Below are 14,567 nucleotides of genomic sequence, written 5' to 3'. Positions count from 1 at the left end.
GCAGCATCCCGATGCTGCCGGCGAGCTGCACCACCGTGGCGCCGGTACGTTCCGCAAGCATATTGGAATGCCGCTCCGGCTGGTTCGCCTCGGCCAGGATGAAGCGGATCTTCTTGTCCTTCATCAGCTTCGCGAGCTGTCCGATCCGGCCGAGCTTGGGCGGGGCGCCATCGCGCTCGGTAATGAATTCGACGATGTTGAGATCGAAGCGCTTTGCGAAAAAGTCCCAATCGTCGTGAAAGGCGATCAGCGGCTCGCCCTTGAGCGGCGCGAGCCGCATGGTCCATTCGCCGAGCTTCTGGTCGAGACGCGACAGAAAGGCGGCGCGGTTCTGTTCGTAATAGCGCTTGTTATCCGGATCGACCTCGGAGAAGGCCTTCACCATCGCCGCGGTGATGGCGTCGGCGGTCTTGGGATCGAGCCAGAAATGCAGCGTCGCAGCGCCGCGCTGGGAACGGCGGTTGCGCGCGGCAAATCCAGCCGCGACCAGCGTCGGGTCGGTCGCCGCCACGGCGGCCGAGGCGTCGACATGCCCTTTCTCGCCGCGCTCGATGCCGGTACGGCCGTTCTTCTGTGCCGCGCGCGCCAGAAGCTTGTCGAACCAGCCGTCAATCGCGGGTCCGGCCCGGACCACGACCCGCGCGCCCTTCAGGACCGAGGTCTCCTGCAGCCGGGGTGCGTAGCGCTCCGGCCGCTCGCCCGGCGGCACGAGGCTGGTGACGATGACGCGCTCGGCGCCAACCGCCTTTGCCAGCACGCGCAGATCGCCGGTGGTGGTGACGATGCGCAGCCGGTCCTGTGCCTGGGCTGTGGATACGAACGCCGTGAAGGCCACGAGGGCGAGAAACAGTCTTGTCATGTCGTTGTCCGGTTGTCTGCGGCATTATAGGTTGCCTGCCGCCGCCGATCCACGCCGCCAATCCTCGTGTGGCCGAAATTTCATGTGAGCGGGCCAGCCTGCCGCAAACTGCCGAAAGGAACGTCTGCATGATGTCTGCGCTGCGTCGCGCCGCCGCTTGTGCGCTGGCCGCCTGTGTCGCCCTGACGATACCGGGCGGGCTGGCATTCGCGCAAAAGGCATTCCCTTACGCCACCGAATTGCGGCTCGAGGCCGAACCCATGCGCGGCTCCAAGCGTCTTCCGTGGCTGCAATTTTCCGAGAGCGGCGCGGTCGAAATCGACCTGTGGTGCGCCACCGGCCGCGGCCGTGCGGTGGTGGTCGATCGCACCATTACCATCATGCCGACGTCGCTGCGCGACAACCAATGCTCGGCGGCGCAGCTTGAGGCCGACAAGGATTTTCTGAGCAAGCTGATGCAGGTCAGCGCCTGGCGCTGGGAGGGCGTGCTGCTGGTGCTGGACGGTCCCGAACCGCTGCGCTGGCGGCCGTCGACGAACTAGGCAGGGCGCGCGTTCATTTCGCCCAGGTCTCCTTGTCGGCATCCCAGATCTGTCCCTTCAGTTCGCGCGCGAGCGCGGCCTGAAGATTGTCGATCCCTGCAAGCTCGGCCGATTCCTCACTGTTCTGCGCAAAGGCAAGCTTCAGCCGTGGGCCGTCGCCGTCGTCCTGAATTTCGCTGTCGGCCTGCCCGATCCGGAGCACCAGCGCGTCCTTTGCGCCGGGCGTCTCGGCGCTGATCGAAAACGGGATCGCGATCACCTCGGTCAGCCCGAGCTCGGGAACCGTGATGTCGGGCCGCTTCACGATGACGGTGAGTTCGCCGGTGACCTCATCCCACGCCACACTGCCCGGCCGCCCGGAAAACGATTTGGCCGCGATTGCGGCAATCGCCTCGCCGATTTTCTTCCGGTCGAGCTGACCGGAGGCATCGCGGAACTCGCCCGCCGGAATCCGGACTGCGCGATTGAGATCGATACCGCCGCTGGTCCAACCAGCCTTGGCAACGCCCGGCAGCGCCTTGATCTTGCCGATCAATGCGGCGGCGCGTTCCGGATCGACGTCGAGCTGCACATCCACGGTGCCGCGCCGCAACGCTTCGCAGCTCGGTGCGATGCTGTAGCCCTGAACCTTGACCTGCTCCCCCCGCAGCGCCTTGAGAAGCTCCACCATCGATCCGCGCGCGACGCGGACGGCAAGTGTGCCTGGCGTCACCTCGCGGAAATCGGCGGGATTTTCGACGATGGATTCCTCGAATGCAGTCTGCTCCTCGAATTCCTTGGCGCTCATGTCGGCGAGGTCGTCGGACGAGGCGGCGAGCGTCTGATCGCCGAGCTTTACAGTCCCTTCGAACGTATAGCTGTTGCCGGTGGCCGAGCGCCGCAGATCGACCGTGACCGGCTGCTTGCGCTCCTGGGTCTGGCCCGATCCGACCAGCCGGTTGCCCTGGGGCTTCAGTGTCACCACGAAACGGTCGCGCAGCGGCGAGCCGGGCGAAACCGCGTGGCAGACGTCGAGCTCGGCGGACATCACCTTGCCGCCCTGCCGCGTCTCTTTCAGGAACGCATCGGTCTCGATGTCACCGAGCAATCCATAGACGCCGTTGAAATAGCGCACTGTCTGCGCCTGCGCCGGCAGGACGCTACAGGCAAGAACAAGGACCGCAACCGGCCATACGCGCATCGTCAGGGCCTCCGCAACTGGCAAATCACCAAAATGCTAGCACGCGAAGTGTTCCGGCACAGAAAAAAGGCGCGGCTCGCGCCGCGCCTTGCCAAAGCGTGACTGGGACGGACGAAATCAGAAGCCCATGCCGCCCATACCGCCCATGCCGCCACCGCCACCGGGCATCGCCGGCGCCGGATCCTTTGGCAGTTCGGCGACCATCGCCTCGGTGGTGATCAGGAGGCCGGCCACCGAGGCCGCATCCTGCAAGGCGGTGCGCACCACCTTCACCGGATCGATGATGCCCTTCTCGACGAGGTCGACATAGTCCTCGTTCTGCGCGTCGAAGCCGAAGGTCTCGGACTTGTTCTCCATGATCTTGCCGACCACGATCGAACCTTCGACGCCCGCATTCTCCGCGATCTGACGGATCGGCGCCTCAAGCGCCTTCAGCACGATATTGATGCCGGCCTGGATGTCCGAATTGTCGTTGCTGATGCGGCCGATCGCCTTCTTGGCGCGCAAGAGCGCCGTGCCGCCGCCCGGCACGATGCCTTCCTCGACCGCAGCGCGGGTGGCGTTCAGCGCATCCTCGACGCGGTCCTTCTTTTCCTTCACCTCGATCTCGGTCGCGCCGCCGACCCGGATGATGGCAACGCCGCCGGCGAGCTTGGCCAGCCGCTCCTGCAGCTTCTCCTTGTCGTAGTCGGAGGTGGTTTCCTCGATCTGCGCCTTGATCTGCGCGACGCGGGCCTCGATATCGGCCTTCTTGCCGGCGCCTTTGACGATCGTGGTCTTTTCCTTCTCCATGATCACCTTCTTGGCGCGGCCCAGCATGTTGAGGGTCACGTTCTCCAGCTTCATCCCGAGATCGTCGGAGATCAGCTGGCCGCCGGTGAGGATGGCGATGTCTTCCAGCATGGCCTTGCGGCGGTCGCCGAAGCCGGGCGCCTTCACGGCCGCGACCTTCAGGCCGCCGCGCAGGCGGTTGACCACCAGCGTCGCCAGCGCTTCGCCCTCGACGTCCTCGGCGATGATGACCAGCGGGCGGCCCGACTGCACCACCGCCTCGAGCAGCGGGAGCATCGCCTGCAGGCCGGACAGCTTCTTCTCGTGCAGGAGGATATAGGCGTCCTCCAGCTCGGCGATCATCTTCTCGGCGTTGGTGACGAAATAGGGCGAGAGATAACCGCGGTCGAACTGCATGCCTTCGACGATCTCGACTTCGGTCTCGAGCGCCTTGGCTTCCTCGACCGTGATCACGCCCTCATTACCGACCTTCTGCATGGCCTGGGCGATCATCTTGCCGACGGTCTGGTCGCCATTGGAGGAGATGGTGCCGACCTGCGCCACCTCGGCCGACGAGGCCACCGGCTTGGCGCGCTTCTCGATATCCTTCACCACCGCTGCGACTGCAAGATCGACGCCGCGCTTCAGGTCCATCGGATTCATGCCGGCTGCGACCGACTTGGCGCCTTCGCGCACGATCGCCTGAGCCAGTACGGTTGCGGTGGTGGTGCCGTCACCGGCACGGTCGTTGGTCTTGGCGGCGACCTCGCGCACCATCTGCGCGCCCATATTCTCGAACTTGTCCTCGAGTTCGATTTCCTTCGCCACCGTGACGCCGTCCTTGGTGATGCGCGGGGCGCCGAACGACTTGTCGAGCACGACATTGCGGCCCTTGGGGCCGAGCGTGACCTTCACCGCATTGGCGAGGATGTCGACGCCGCGCAGCATCCGCTCGCGCGCGTCGCTTGAAAATTTTACGTCCTTGGCAGCCATCTGGAATCTCTCCTTGAATATTGGGAGCGCCTGTCACTTGCGTCATGGCCAGACCCGTCCCGGCCATCCACGTCTTGATTTCGTCCCGGCAAACGTGGATGCCCGGCACAAGGCCGGGCATGACGGCGTTACCGGGTGGATGTCAGCCGACGACGCCCATGATGTCGGACTCCTTCATGATCAGGAGTTCCTCGCCGTCGAGCTTCACTTCGGTGCCGGACCACTTGCCGAACAGCACGCGGTCTCCCGCCTTCACGTCGAGCGGAACCAGCTTGCCGCTCTCGTCGCGGCCGCCGGGGCCAGTGGCGATGACTTCGCCTTCCTGCGGCTTCTCCTTGGCGGTGTCTGGAATGATGATGCCGCCTTTGGTCTTTTCATCGGCTTGGATGCGGCGCACGACCACACGGTCATGCAGGGGGCGGAATTTGGTCTTGGCCATGTTTTCCTCGCGGGCGATTGCGCTGCTGCGGCGCTGAAATTTGCTGATTTCGCAGTCATTTGGCACTCGGATCAAAAGAGTGCCAATGGGCAGGGTGTAGGAGGCGAATGGGCGGGATGTCAAGCTTTCCGGGGCGAACCGGCCGTTGAGGGATCGGCCGCGCAACCAACGGCAAATCTGTGCGCAGTCAGGCGTGGCTTTACGGAACCGGATCATCTTCGTATCAAGGTCGCCGGGATCGCATTCTCCTCAGCCGCACCAAAGACTTGCGCATCAGCGATCTTGACAGCACAGTGACACCGCACGGGGGCCGGGGACCCTCTGCAGATCGAGGTCGAGCCATGTCAGTACGGCGTCGTTTGCCGATCCATGCGATTGTGGGGCTCGCGGGGGCGCTCACGTTAGGGGCTTGTGCCGGTTCCGGGAACGTGCCCGCCACCACCGCGCCGGTGGCGGCCGAAATTCCGCCAGCCATCAAGCCGCAGGAAATCACCGGACGCTGGGGACTGGCCGCCTTCCACAATCCGCAGGATCTCAAGCGGACAGAGGCCGCCGCCCGGAATGGCTGCCGTCAGCCGTATAACATCGCGATGGGTCCGACCGGCGGCGTCATCATGCATATGCCGGACAAGGCGCAGCCGGAAGAATTGCGCCTCAAGGGCGGACCGGGCAACAAGACCTATATCGGCCCGGCCGGTGAGCCCGCGGGCGGCCTGCAGGATCGCGAAATCACGTCGTTTGACGGCCGCACCATGACCGTGCGTTTCCTCGACCCGGAAGTCTCCGGCCGCTACGGCACGCAGGTGTTCGTGCGCTGCGCGCCGCAGGCCGCCCGGTAGCCGGTACCAAGGCGCGTTGGGATACGGCTGACCTAAGTGCGCTGGTACGAGGCGTGAGGTCGTCCGGCATGTGATAGCGTCGGACAGGTTCGTCCGGATGCACCCTTCCCGCGTCCGCAACATCGATCGAAAGCCTGGCGCCGATCATCGGGAAAGCGCCGCCTGCCATGCCCTCTCTCCGCGCTTTCATCCTTGGTCCATGGCGCGCCGTCCTGGTGCTGGGTGTGACCCAGATTTTGGCGTGGGGCATCCTGTTCTATCCGCCGGTGCTGATGATGCCGCTGATCGCAGCCGACCGCGGGTGGTCGCTGTCGTTTGCGATGGCAGGCTTTTCGCTCGCGCTGCTGGTGGCTGGATCGACCGCACCCACGGTCGGCGGCCTGATCGACCGCTATGGCGGTCATCTGGTCATGGCCGCAGGGTCGCTGATCGGCGCCTGCGCGGTGGCGCTGCTCGCCTTTGCCGCGCATCCGGTGGCCTATCTCGCGGTCTGGATGCTTCTTGGCGTTGCGATCGCCGCCAATCTCTACGATCCGGCCTTCGCCACGCTCGGCCGCATTTTCGGCACCGGCGCACGCAAGCCGATCACCTATCTCACGCTGGCCGGCGGCTTTGCGTCGACCGTGAGCTGGCCCGCGACGCAAGTTTCGCTGACCTTCACGGACTGGCGCGGGACCTATCTCATCTTCGCCTGCGTGCTCGCGCTGGTATCGGCGCCACTGCATGCCTTTGCGCTGCCGCGCACCAGGGCGGCGCCAGCGCCTCAGGACAGCGACACAAGCCAGACACTGCCCGCGTATCTGCCGCCGGGCGGACTGGTCTTCTTTCTGGTCGCTGCGGCATTTGCAGCCTATGCCTTCATCCCGTCCGGCCTTGCGGCGCATCTGATCGCGATGTTCGGCCGCGCGGGCATCGATCCGGCGACCGCGGTCATGATCGGCGCATTGTTCGGGCCGTCGCAGGTCGCTGCGCGGATCTGCGAGCTGGCCTTTGGCGGCCGCGCGCATCCGCTCAATCTGGCGCGATTCTCCGTCGCATTGCTGCTCGCAGGGTTCGCGGTGCTCGCGATATTCGGCTTCACGCTGTTTGCGGCGATCGCCTTCGCGATCATGTTCGGCGCCGGCAATGGCCTTCTGACCATCGCGCGGGGCGCCGTGCCGCTCGCATTGTTCGGCGCAAGCGGCTACGGTCGCGTGCTCGGTCGGATCGCCAAGCCGTTCCAGGTGATGCAGGCGGTCGCGCCGGTTGCGCTCGCCTTTGTGGTGGAGCATCGCGGCGATGCTGCGGCGCTTGCGGTGACGGCCGCCTTCGGCGTCGTTTCGCTCGCCTGCCTGATCGCGATCCGGCGCCCGAAGGCGCCTAGCTGACGGTCTCCGGCACGGTGGTCAGCGCATAGAACGCCACCGGCTCGGAACGGCCCTTGACCGGGGCGTGATGCAGCGTCAGCCCCTCGACCTTCAGCCCGGCGGCCTGCGCCGCCGCCTGCGACACGATGATCGGACAGCCAAAGTCCTTGGTCAGGCCTTCGAGACGCGCCGTGGTGTTCACCGTATCGCCGATGGCGGTGATGATCTGCGAGCCGGGCGGTCCCATGGCGCCGACGATCGCCTCGCCGAAATGGATGCCGACGCCGATCCGCAGCGGTTCTTTCAGGTCGTGCTTGAGGCGCGCATTGACCTGGTCGAGACGCGTCAGCATCTCGCGCGCGCCCCGCATCGCCTGCATCGCGCCCTGCTTCGGATCCGTCGTGTCGAGCCCGTAGATCGCCATCAACCCGTCGCCGGTGAAGTTGGAATAATGGCCGCCGGTCCGCTGCAGCGCCTTGCTCATCTCGTCGAAGAACTGGTTGAGGATGAACAGCACATCGTAGGGCATGCGCGCTTCGCCGAGCGTGGTCGAACCGCGCAGATCGATGAACATCACCGTCAGGAGCCGCTCGCTGCCTTCACTGCCGGCGCGGATCAGGCCGTGCGCCGCCGTGGAATCGGCCGTGAGCAGCGGCACAACAGCAATGTCGGCGGTCGGACGCAGCTGACAGGCGAGCCGCACCCCGTCCTCGGCGCCGATGCGGGCGAGCGCGGCTGCTTCCAGGCCCGCCGGCTGCGGAAGCGCAAACAATCCCCTGGTGACACGGATCCGGCAGGTGGTGCAGCGGGCGCGTCCGCCGCAGACCGCGGCATGGGCGATGCCATTGGCCCGCAGCGTTTCGAGCACTGTCGCGCCGGCGAGGACCGGCATGCTGCGCCCGACGCCATGGGTCAGCCGCGGCGGCCGGTGAAGCTGGTGAACCAGGCTGCGCAGGGCACGAGCCACGAACGGCAGGACAACCAGACCGCCATAGATCCAGAACGCAAGGCCGATGATGCGCCAGACATGCGCGACGGCCTCCCGCGACAACCTGGCTTCGCGGATCAGTTCGGGCACGAAATCGGGATCCTGCGCATCGCGCAGGATCTGGTTGCCGCCGGAGATATAGCCGGCGAGCGCCAGCACCGGGATCAGGATGGCGAAGGCACCGAGCAGCGGCGCAACGTTGCGGTACCATTTCTTGGTGCGCAGCCAGAAATGCAGGCCGATGCAGGCATGGGTCCACAGCACAAGGATTGCGGCGATATGCAGATAGACCAGCCATGGCGCGCCGAGCAGGACCGGCGGGCCGAGCCAATGTGAGGCGAGCACAGAAGAGTAACTGTTATCGGTGTCGAAGAAGGTGTCCGCAACCTTGGTGCCGATGACGTGGATGATGATCAGCGGCGGGATCGCAAGTCCGAGCACGATTTGCGCCGCTTCCCAGACCGGCATCCGCAGATAGCGGCGGATATAGATCGACCAGAGCGCATTGAGCAGATGGACGGCGAGAGCGGCCATAAGCACAAACGTTCCGGCGCCGCTCTGCCAGGGCTTCATCAGCACGCCGAACACCTGCTCGGCAAACGGCACCGACACGATCAGGGCCATATGACTGATGAAGTGGCACAGCACAAAGCTGAACAGCACGAGCCCGCTGATGAGCCTGGCATAGGAGCGCACCAGCCGCGCGCCCTCCGTCAACCGCACGGCTTTGGCGCGGTGGGGCGAAGCGTCGTGCGTGACATGGTGGGAAGCGGGCATGAAATCGGACCGACCAGACGGGACGGCCGTTATACCACCTGTGCATGCCGAAAGCGCGCGGATGGAACGAAGGCGGTTATGGTCCCGATTCCGGCTCCCGAGGTCTCGCCCGTCAGGCCCGATCAACCACAAGGAAATGCCTGTCGATCTCGTCCTGGGTTGAATGACCGCTGTCGCCGTTCAGCTTGGGTCCGCTCAGCAAGCTGTCGGGCCGGCCGGCGTCGGACGGCACGGCGTCCACCTGGAAGCGGTCGATCACGCTCCAGATCTCCACGATACGGGCCAAATGGTCTTCGATGGCCTTCAATGTCTGCGCCACTTTGGTGAAACGCTGCCCGGTCAGGTCATGAAAATTGCAGGCTTCGTAGATCGCGGTGACGCGATCCTGGATGTCCTTTGCCACGCCATGCCCATGCCCATAGCGCCCGTCGTTCAGACAAGCGGCAAGGGCAAGGGCCTTCCGGTCGATGTCTTCGGCCGCAGTGAGGATGCGATCGGCGGCTGCCGTGGCGTCATGGAAGGCGGCGTCGAGTTCCTTGGCGACGCGGGCGATTTGGGAGGCGTGAAAGCCGCGATCCTGCATCGCGGCGATTTCGCAGCGGGTCTGCTTGACGGCGTCGCCAATCACATCGAGCTCGATCTTGAGCTGCCGGGTCTCGCTCGACTGCGCGTCGTTCTTCGGATCGCCGGCGGCGCCATCGGGGCGCCTTTGCATCAGCAGGCGGATCGCGCGCAATTCCGCAATCACGTCAGCTGGAACGGACGGCGCATCCGCCACGAATGCGTCATCCTGCGGCTCCGCCGCCATCTGCAGCGCTTCTTCGATCCGGTAAACCTTGCGCGGTGTCGGCATGCTGGTCGGCCCCGGCGACAGCGATTATCAGCCGCGGCTTAATGCGCGGTTCATGCCGCCGCGCTGTGCAGGCGAAAGCGCCGTCAGCGAAGCATTAACCACGACGCTTCACCCAAAATAAACGCTAACTGCAGGTAAAGCGCGCCGGATCGTGGTTAGCGATGCGTTGCCGTCCGCCCATTTACCATTCGGACCGATTTTTACCGTGTAGTCGTTTGCGCGTAAGGGCGCCGCGTGATCGCGGAGCCGTGTATCCAGCAAGTGTGAGCAGCGTCGATGAAGCGTTCTGGTCTTGTCTATGCCGCAGCCATGGGCGTCGCCCTTGCTGCGCAGGTTTCAATCCCGGCCCATGCGCAAACCTATGGCGCGCCGGCCGGCTCAAATATGGGCGGCGGATTCATCGAGTTCCTGTTCGGCGGCGGCCAGATGGGGACACAACCGCGTCTGCGCGCGCAACCCGCCTATCCCGGAGCGCCGGTCGATCCCGGCGAGATGCGTGCGCCCGGCCATTATCAGCCCGGCATGTATTCCGGCGGGACAGCTCAAGCCGACCATGGCATGCAGCGCGGCTTCGATCCGCGCTTTGCGAGGCAGGTCGTGCCTTATTCGGGCAACGAGAAACCAGGCACCATCATCGTCAACACGCCGCAGCGCTTCCTGTATCTCGTGCAGGGCGACGGCACCGCCATCCGCTACGGCATCGGGGTCGGGCGTCCGGGCTTTTCCTGGGCCGGGGTCAAGACCGTTACCCGCAAGGCCGAATGGCCGGACTGGGTGCCGCCGAAGGAAATGCTGGCGCGCCAGCCGCATCTGCCGCGCCACATGGCCGGCGGCCCGGACAATCCGCTCGGCGCGCGCGCGCTTTATCTCGGCTCCTCGCTCTATCGCATCCATGGCTCGAACGAGCCCTGGACCATCGGTCAGGCGGTGTCGTCGGGCTGCATCCGCATGCGCAACGAGGATGTGGTCGATCTCTACGACCGCGTGAAGGTCGGCACCAAGGTTATCGTCATCTGATCGCAAAAGCGGCGATCAGCGGGCCGCGCCTCGCCTGTCGCGTCAGGACCCCAGCCGGCGCGCAGGCTGGGCCGGCCCGGCCAAAATGAAAGCCCGCTCGAGGAGCGTTGCTCCCTGAGCGGGCTTTTTTATTGGATTGCCGTCAGGCTCAGATGTCGGCGTCGAAGTCGAAAAAGCCGCCGTCGTCGTCGGGCATCATCTCGCCGTCGTCCATCGGTTCGTGCGCCGGCTCGTAGGCGCTGGCGCGCGCGCCGTCGCCGCCGGGCCTGCCGATATTGTCGATGCCCGCCTGCCGCGCCAGGTCGCCGCCCCCCGCGGCTTCCCCCCACGGATTTGCCGAAGCCTGCTGACCGGACATGTCGCCGATGCCTTGAGCCTTGGCCTCGCCGCCGCCGAAGGCGCCCTTCAGCGCATTCATCAGCATGGTGCCGCCGATCACGCCGGCCGCAGCGGCGGCGGCGGTGCCGAGAAACGAGCCGCCCATGCCGGCACGCGCCGGTTCCGTCTGCTGTTGATAGGGTGCGCCGCCTTGTGCGTGATACTGGTCGCCCGGTCTCTGCAGACCCGCTGGCAGGCCCATTGGCCGATCACCGGGGCGTTCGCCGGAGCGGTCGCCGCCGATCTGCGGGACCGAGCCGCGCGCATTGCCGCCGCCGAACACGGTATCGCGCATCGCACCGAGGAAGCCGCCGCTCTGTTCCGGCTCATCGGCGGCTGCTTCCAGCTCCTGGATGCGTTCATTCGCCCGCCGCAACGCTTCTTCCTGCAGCAGCACGGTCTGCACCAGCGCGTAGGTCGCATTCGGCGCCCGGCGCAGGCCGGCACGGATCACATTCTCCGCATCGGCTTCGCGCGGCTTGTATTCGAGCGTCGCAAGCCGATCGAACAGATCCTCGACCAGTTTACGTTCCTGCGGTGTCATCACGTCCTCCTCCGGTGCCGCAACTGCGGGCTTGCATCATGTAAGGAGCCCTTCGGCGGCGCGGGAGATGTCACGACAAGGTGACGCGGTTTTGATGAAGCAAGGCCGGAAATGCGTCCGAGGCGAAGAATTCGTATTCCCGCTCGCGCAAATCCGTGAGCGGATCCAGCGCCTTGAGCGCGTCATCGACAAATCCGGGATGACACATGACGACACCGCCATCGGGCAGCCCATCGAGAAACCGCGGAAAAAGCCCAGAGAAATCGGCCGCGCCGCGGAAAGCATAGGTGCCGGCAAAGCCCGGATTGAACGGCACGCCGGCCGCGGCTGAACGTTTGCGAAATCCAGCGCTCAACCGATCGAGCAGCAACGCCTTGCGGTCGCCGAACCGCGCCCATAGCGGCGTGGCGCGGCCGCATTGCCGGACCCATGCTCCGGGCAGGGCGTCGCGCATCACCGCGAGCACCGCATCGCGCACCTGCGGAAAAACCTGCACATGCTGATGCCCATCGACGTAATCGGGCGCAAAGCCGAACGCCGCGACAAATGCTTCGATCTGCGTCTGCAGCTCGGTTACGATTTTGCTTTCATCGAGACGCCCGAATATGGCCCGGCCGAGCGTCGCCGCGAGCGGCAGGAAAGCACCGCTATCGAGTGGCGCGTAACCGGCCGTGAGCGGTGCGAAGGGTGCCGTTAATGTAAAATGCAGGCCGATCTGCAGACGCGGCGTCTCGCGCTTCAGCGCCGCAAGCGCTGCGGCCTCGGTCTGTGTAAGTGCGCGCGCCACGACCATGGCGGAGGTGGCATTGAGGCGTCCGCGTGCGATGAGGCTGCGGATCGCTGCATTGACGCCGGGGGAGAGACCGTAATCGTCCGCGCAAAGAACGATGCGCCGCACGCCCATCGGAGTCATCGGATCAGGCTGCTGCGCCCGGCTGATGTTGATCGCCGGCCTCGGCATCCGCCTCCGAGCGGGTACGATGCTCGGCGACGAAATAGACCGGACGCGCCTTCTGCTCGGAGAGAATCTTGCCGATATATTCGCCGAGTACGCCGATCATGATCAGCTGCACGCCGCCAAGCACCATCAGGCCGACAATCACCGACGGATAGCCCGGCACCGATTTGCCGTAGACCAGCGTCTCGTAGAGGATGGTCATGCCGAAGAAGAATGCGCCGGCCGCAAGCAAGATCCCGAGCAGGCTCGCCACCCGCAGCGGCGCCACCGAGAACGAGGTCAGTCCTTCGATCGACAGCCCGATCAGCGAACCGAGATTCCAGCTGGTGCGACCGTGCTTGCGCTCGGACGGCTCGTAGTCGATGCGCAGTTGCTTGAAGCCGATCCAGCTCGACAGCCCCTTGAAGAAGCGGTTGCGTTCCGGCAATTGCTTGAGCGCATCGGCGGCGCGCGGCGACAGCAGACGGAAATCGCCGGCGTCTTCCGGTATCTTGTGCCGCGCGCGGAAATTAATCAGCGCGTAGAACGCTTTCACCCCGGCGCGGCGCAGCAACGATTCCTCGTCGCGATGCGCCTTGGCGGTGTAGATCACATCATAGCCGTCGTCGAGCCAGTGCCCGACCATGCGCTCGATCAGGGTCGAGGGATGCTGTCCGTCGCCGTCCATGAACAACAGCGCGGCGTGGCGGGCATGCTGCATGCCGGCCATCAGGGCCGCTTCCTTTCCGAAATTGCGCGACAGCGACAGCGTCTGCACATCGAGCCCGATCGCCGGAAGGGCGCTCGCGACCGCATAGGTATTGTCGCGCGAGCCGTCGTCGACATAGACGACTTCGATTTTCAGGCCGCGGGTCTCGCGCAGAGCTTGCGCGGTCTCGCACAGCCGCGCGTGGAAGGCCGGCAGATTGTCGGCTTCGTTGAAGCAGGGCACGACAATGGAAAGCCCAGGCGCCGCCTGCTTGCGCGCCGCTGCGGAAGATGTATGTCCGTCTGGTCTCGATCGCGTTGCCATTGTCGCGCTTCGTCCCGGCCGTGCGCGGCTCAGGGGGAAACATATACCGTCAGCCCCTGTGTTGCATGAGCTTTTGTTCAGAAAGCGTCGATTTTTCAGAAAGTTAACGCCATCTCATGCCGGATTCGACGAAATTGCAGGGCTTTCTGCCGCGCATCGTGGCGGCTTTGCGGCGACAGGCACTGGTGCTCAAGGCGATGAGCTTCGCCTCGATCGGCGTCATCAATTCGCTGGTCGATCTCGCCCTGTTCCTGCTGGCGCTGAAATACCTGACCGCCTCGCTTGTGGCCGCGAATGTGATGGCCTGGTGCGTGGCTGTCACCGGTTCCTATGTGATGAACTCGTTCATCACGTTTGCCGCCGAGTCCGGACGGCAGCTCTCTGTCCGGGCCTATCTGGGCTTCGTTGCCTCGCAGCTACTCGGACTGATCGCGGCAACCACGACCCTCGTTCTGGCCGCCATGGCGCTGCCCGTCCTGTATGCGAAACTGCTCGCGATCGGGGTTAGTTTTCTCGTGAACTTTTCGATCTCGCATTTCGTGGTGTTCCGCAGACCGAAAGCCTGATCGAGGGCGAGAGACGCGCCGCAGATCGCAAGAGGCCGCGGACTCACGACCGCAAGCTGCCGTCGCGTGCCTTCTTCAGCAGGCTTGTTAGTCTATATCTAGCGCCGATTCAGACCGTTGCGCTTCAGGGCGCTGAGATAGAAATCGTACAGGAGAATGGCGACCGAGACGGCCGCGATCAGCGTAAACGGCAGCGAATTCACTGACCAGACGAGTATCCCGAGATAGCCGAGCAGCAGCGCAAGGCCAATCAAGCCGGCAATGATGTTGGTCATTTCGGTCGCCCCTTTCCGCGGCGGGATGCCCTGCCGCCGACCGCATCGGCGATCCAGCGCGCCGTGCGCAACAATTTTGCGTCGTCGCCGCGCCGGGCAACGATCTGAACGCCAATCGGCATGCCGTCTGCGGATTGCAGCAGCGGCACGGTCACGGCCGGCACACCCAGATAGGTCCAGGGAGAACAGAATACCGGATTGCCGGTGGTCTGCGGCCCCGGCGCCGGTCC

Annotated in this window: 16 protein-coding genes; 5 read left to right on the top strand and 11 right to left on the bottom strand. The window is 65.0% G+C overall.

Annotated features, from left to right (window positions below; translation table 11 throughout):
* The coding region (locus ACK41X_RS18725) for a metal ABC transporter substrate-binding protein (RefSeq protein WP_409726421.1) at positions 1–859 on the bottom strand (859 nt) is incomplete at its 3' end.
* 128 nt (positions 860–987) lie between these two features.
* Here ACK41X_RS18725 and ACK41X_RS18720 point away from each other — a divergent pair.
* A complete protein-coding gene (locus ACK41X_RS18720; RefSeq protein ID WP_409726420.1) occupies positions 988–1,401 on the top strand; it encodes an META domain-containing protein in 414 nt (137 codons plus the stop codon).
* A 13-nt stretch (positions 1,402–1,414) separates the two neighbouring features.
* On the opposite strand, the gene ACK41X_RS18715 is transcribed toward ACK41X_RS18720, so the two are convergent.
* The 3 genes from ACK41X_RS18715 to groES all read right to left on the bottom strand — a co-directional run bounded on the left by ACK41X_RS18715 (position 1,415) and on the right by groES (position 4,784).
* Positions 1,415–2,581 (bottom strand): hypothetical protein, encoded by a 1,167-nt coding sequence (locus ACK41X_RS18715; RefSeq protein ID WP_409726418.1) that lies wholly within the window; start codon positions 2,579–2,581, stop codon positions 1,415–1,417.
* 117 nt (positions 2,582–2,698) lie between these two features.
* Positions 2,699–4,345 carry a chaperonin GroEL gene (groL, locus tag ACK41X_RS18710; protein WP_409726415.1) on the bottom strand — a complete coding sequence of 549 codons (1,647 nt, stop codon included), beginning with the start codon at positions 4,343–4,345 and terminating at the stop codon, positions 2,699–2,701.
* Between the two features lie 142 nt (positions 4,346–4,487).
* Positions 4,488–4,784: a co-chaperone GroES gene (gene groES, locus ACK41X_RS18705; protein WP_325614275.1), complete on the bottom strand. Its 297-nt coding sequence runs from the start codon at positions 4,782–4,784 to the stop codon at positions 4,488–4,490.
* 428 nt (positions 4,785–5,212) lie between these two features.
* Between groES and ACK41X_RS18700 the strand changes: the two genes are divergently transcribed.
* Complete coding sequence (locus tag ACK41X_RS18700; RefSeq protein WP_409726413.1) at positions 5,213–5,623, top strand: hypothetical protein; 411 nt, start codon at positions 5,213–5,215, stop codon at positions 5,621–5,623.
* A gap of 167 nt (positions 5,624–5,790) precedes the next feature.
* The gene (locus tag ACK41X_RS18695; protein WP_409726411.1) at positions 5,791–6,990 is read left to right on the top strand and encodes an MFS transporter; all 1,200 of its coding nucleotides are present in this window, start codon (positions 5,791–5,793) and stop codon (positions 6,988–6,990) included.
* Here ACK41X_RS18695 and ACK41X_RS18690 read toward each other — a convergent pair.
* Entirely contained in the window at positions 6,983–8,734 is a 1,752-nt protein-coding gene (locus ACK41X_RS18690; RefSeq protein WP_409726409.1) for an adenylate/guanylate cyclase domain-containing protein, read from the bottom strand. The genes ACK41X_RS18695 and ACK41X_RS18690 overlap by 8 nt on opposite strands.
* A 112-nt stretch (positions 8,735–8,846) precedes the next feature.
* On the bottom strand, positions 8,847–9,587 hold the full coding sequence (locus tag ACK41X_RS18685) for a protein phosphatase CheZ (RefSeq protein ID WP_409726407.1): 741 nt from the start codon (positions 9,585–9,587) through the stop codon (positions 8,847–8,849).
* Between the two features lie 276 nt (positions 9,588–9,863).
* Here ACK41X_RS18685 and ACK41X_RS18680 point away from each other — a divergent pair, with 276 nt between their 5' ends.
* Positions 9,864–10,604, top strand: coding sequence for a L,D-transpeptidase (locus tag ACK41X_RS18680; protein WP_409726405.1), 741 nt, complete (start codon positions 9,864–9,866; stop codon positions 10,602–10,604).
* A 148-nt stretch (positions 10,605–10,752) separates the two neighbouring features.
* Here ACK41X_RS18680 and ACK41X_RS18675 read toward each other — a convergent pair whose 3' ends face one another.
* From ACK41X_RS18675 to ACK41X_RS18665, 3 genes are all read right to left on the bottom strand, one after another.
* Positions 10,753–11,526, bottom strand: coding sequence for a DUF2076 domain-containing protein (locus tag ACK41X_RS18675; protein ID WP_409726403.1), 774 nt, complete (start codon positions 11,524–11,526; stop codon positions 10,753–10,755).
* A gap of 70 nt (positions 11,527–11,596) precedes the next feature.
* Entirely contained in the window at positions 11,597–12,439 is an 843-nt protein-coding gene (locus ACK41X_RS18670) for a ChbG/HpnK family deacetylase (RefSeq protein WP_409726401.1), read from the bottom strand.
* Positions 12,440–12,443: 4 nt separating this feature from the next.
* Positions 12,444–13,496: a glycosyltransferase family 2 protein gene (locus ACK41X_RS18665; protein WP_409726399.1), complete on the bottom strand. Its 1,053-nt coding sequence runs from the start codon at positions 13,494–13,496 to the stop codon at positions 12,444–12,446.
* A 116-nt stretch (positions 13,497–13,612) separates the two neighbouring features.
* On the opposite strand from ACK41X_RS18665, the gene ACK41X_RS18660 reads away from it, so the two are divergent.
* Entirely contained in the window at positions 13,613–14,062 is a 450-nt protein-coding gene (locus ACK41X_RS18660; protein WP_409726397.1) for a GtrA family protein, read from the top strand.
* 98 nt (positions 14,063–14,160) lie between these two features.
* Here ACK41X_RS18660 and ACK41X_RS18655 read toward each other — a convergent pair whose 3' ends face one another.
* The gene (locus ACK41X_RS18655; protein ID WP_409726395.1) at positions 14,161–14,337 is read right to left on the bottom strand and encodes a hypothetical protein; all 177 of its coding nucleotides are present in this window, start codon (positions 14,335–14,337) and stop codon (positions 14,161–14,163) included.
* A partial coding sequence (locus ACK41X_RS18650) for an amidase family protein (protein ID WP_409726393.1) occupies positions 14,334–14,567 on the bottom strand: 234 nt, incomplete at its 5' end. The genes ACK41X_RS18650 and ACK41X_RS18655, both read right to left, overlap by 4 nt.

The organism is Pseudorhodoplanes sp. (assembly GCF_046289595.1).
Lineage (GTDB): Bacteria > Pseudomonadota > Alphaproteobacteria > Rhizobiales > Xanthobacteraceae > Pseudorhodoplanes.
This window is presented reverse-complemented; position numbering and strand designations above follow the sequence as displayed.

What these genes read in the sequence shown, in the direction of transcription:
- ACK41X_RS18720 (WP_409726420.1), top strand. Translation starts at nt 988, where the DNA reads ATGATGTCTGCGCTGCGTCGCGCCGCCGCTTGTGCGCTGGCCGCCTGT.
- ACK41X_RS18715 (WP_409726418.1), bottom strand. Translation starts at nt 2,581, where the DNA reads ATGCGCGTATGGCCGGTTGCGGTCCTTGTTCTTGCCTGTAGCGTCCTG.
- groL (WP_409726415.1), bottom strand. Translation starts at nt 4,345, where the DNA reads ATGGCTGCCAAGGACGTAAAATTTTCAAGCGACGCGCGCGAGCGGATG.
- groES (WP_325614275.1), bottom strand. Translation starts at nt 4,784, where the DNA reads ATGGCCAAGACCAAATTCCGCCCCCTGCATGACCGTGTGGTCGTGCGC.
- ACK41X_RS18695 (WP_409726411.1), top strand. Translation starts at nt 5,791, where the DNA reads ATGCCCTCTCTCCGCGCTTTCATCCTTGGTCCATGGCGCGCCGTCCTG.
- ACK41X_RS18690 (WP_409726409.1), bottom strand. Translation starts at nt 8,734, where the DNA reads ATGCCCGCTTCCCACCATGTCACGCACGACGCTTCGCCCCACCGCGCC.
- ACK41X_RS18685 (WP_409726407.1), bottom strand. Translation starts at nt 9,587, where the DNA reads ATGCCGACACCGCGCAAGGTTTACCGGATCGAAGAAGCGCTGCAGATG.
- ACK41X_RS18680 (WP_409726405.1), top strand. Translation starts at nt 9,864, where the DNA reads ATGAAGCGTTCTGGTCTTGTCTATGCCGCAGCCATGGGCGTCGCCCTT.
- ACK41X_RS18675 (WP_409726403.1), bottom strand. Translation starts at nt 11,526, where the DNA reads ATGACACCGCAGGAACGTAAACTGGTCGAGGATCTGTTCGATCGGCTT.
- ACK41X_RS18670 (WP_409726401.1), bottom strand. Translation starts at nt 12,439, where the DNA reads ATGACTCCGATGGGCGTGCGGCGCATCGTTCTTTGCGCGGACGATTAC.
- ACK41X_RS18665 (WP_409726399.1), bottom strand. Translation starts at nt 13,496, where the DNA reads ATGGCAACGCGATCGAGACCAGACGGACATACATCTTCCGCAGCGGCG.
- ACK41X_RS18660 (WP_409726397.1), top strand. Translation starts at nt 13,613, where the DNA reads ATGCCGGATTCGACGAAATTGCAGGGCTTTCTGCCGCGCATCGTGGCG.
- ACK41X_RS18655 (WP_409726395.1), bottom strand. Translation starts at nt 14,337, where the DNA reads ATGACCAACATCATTGCCGGCTTGATTGGCCTTGCGCTGCTGCTCGGC.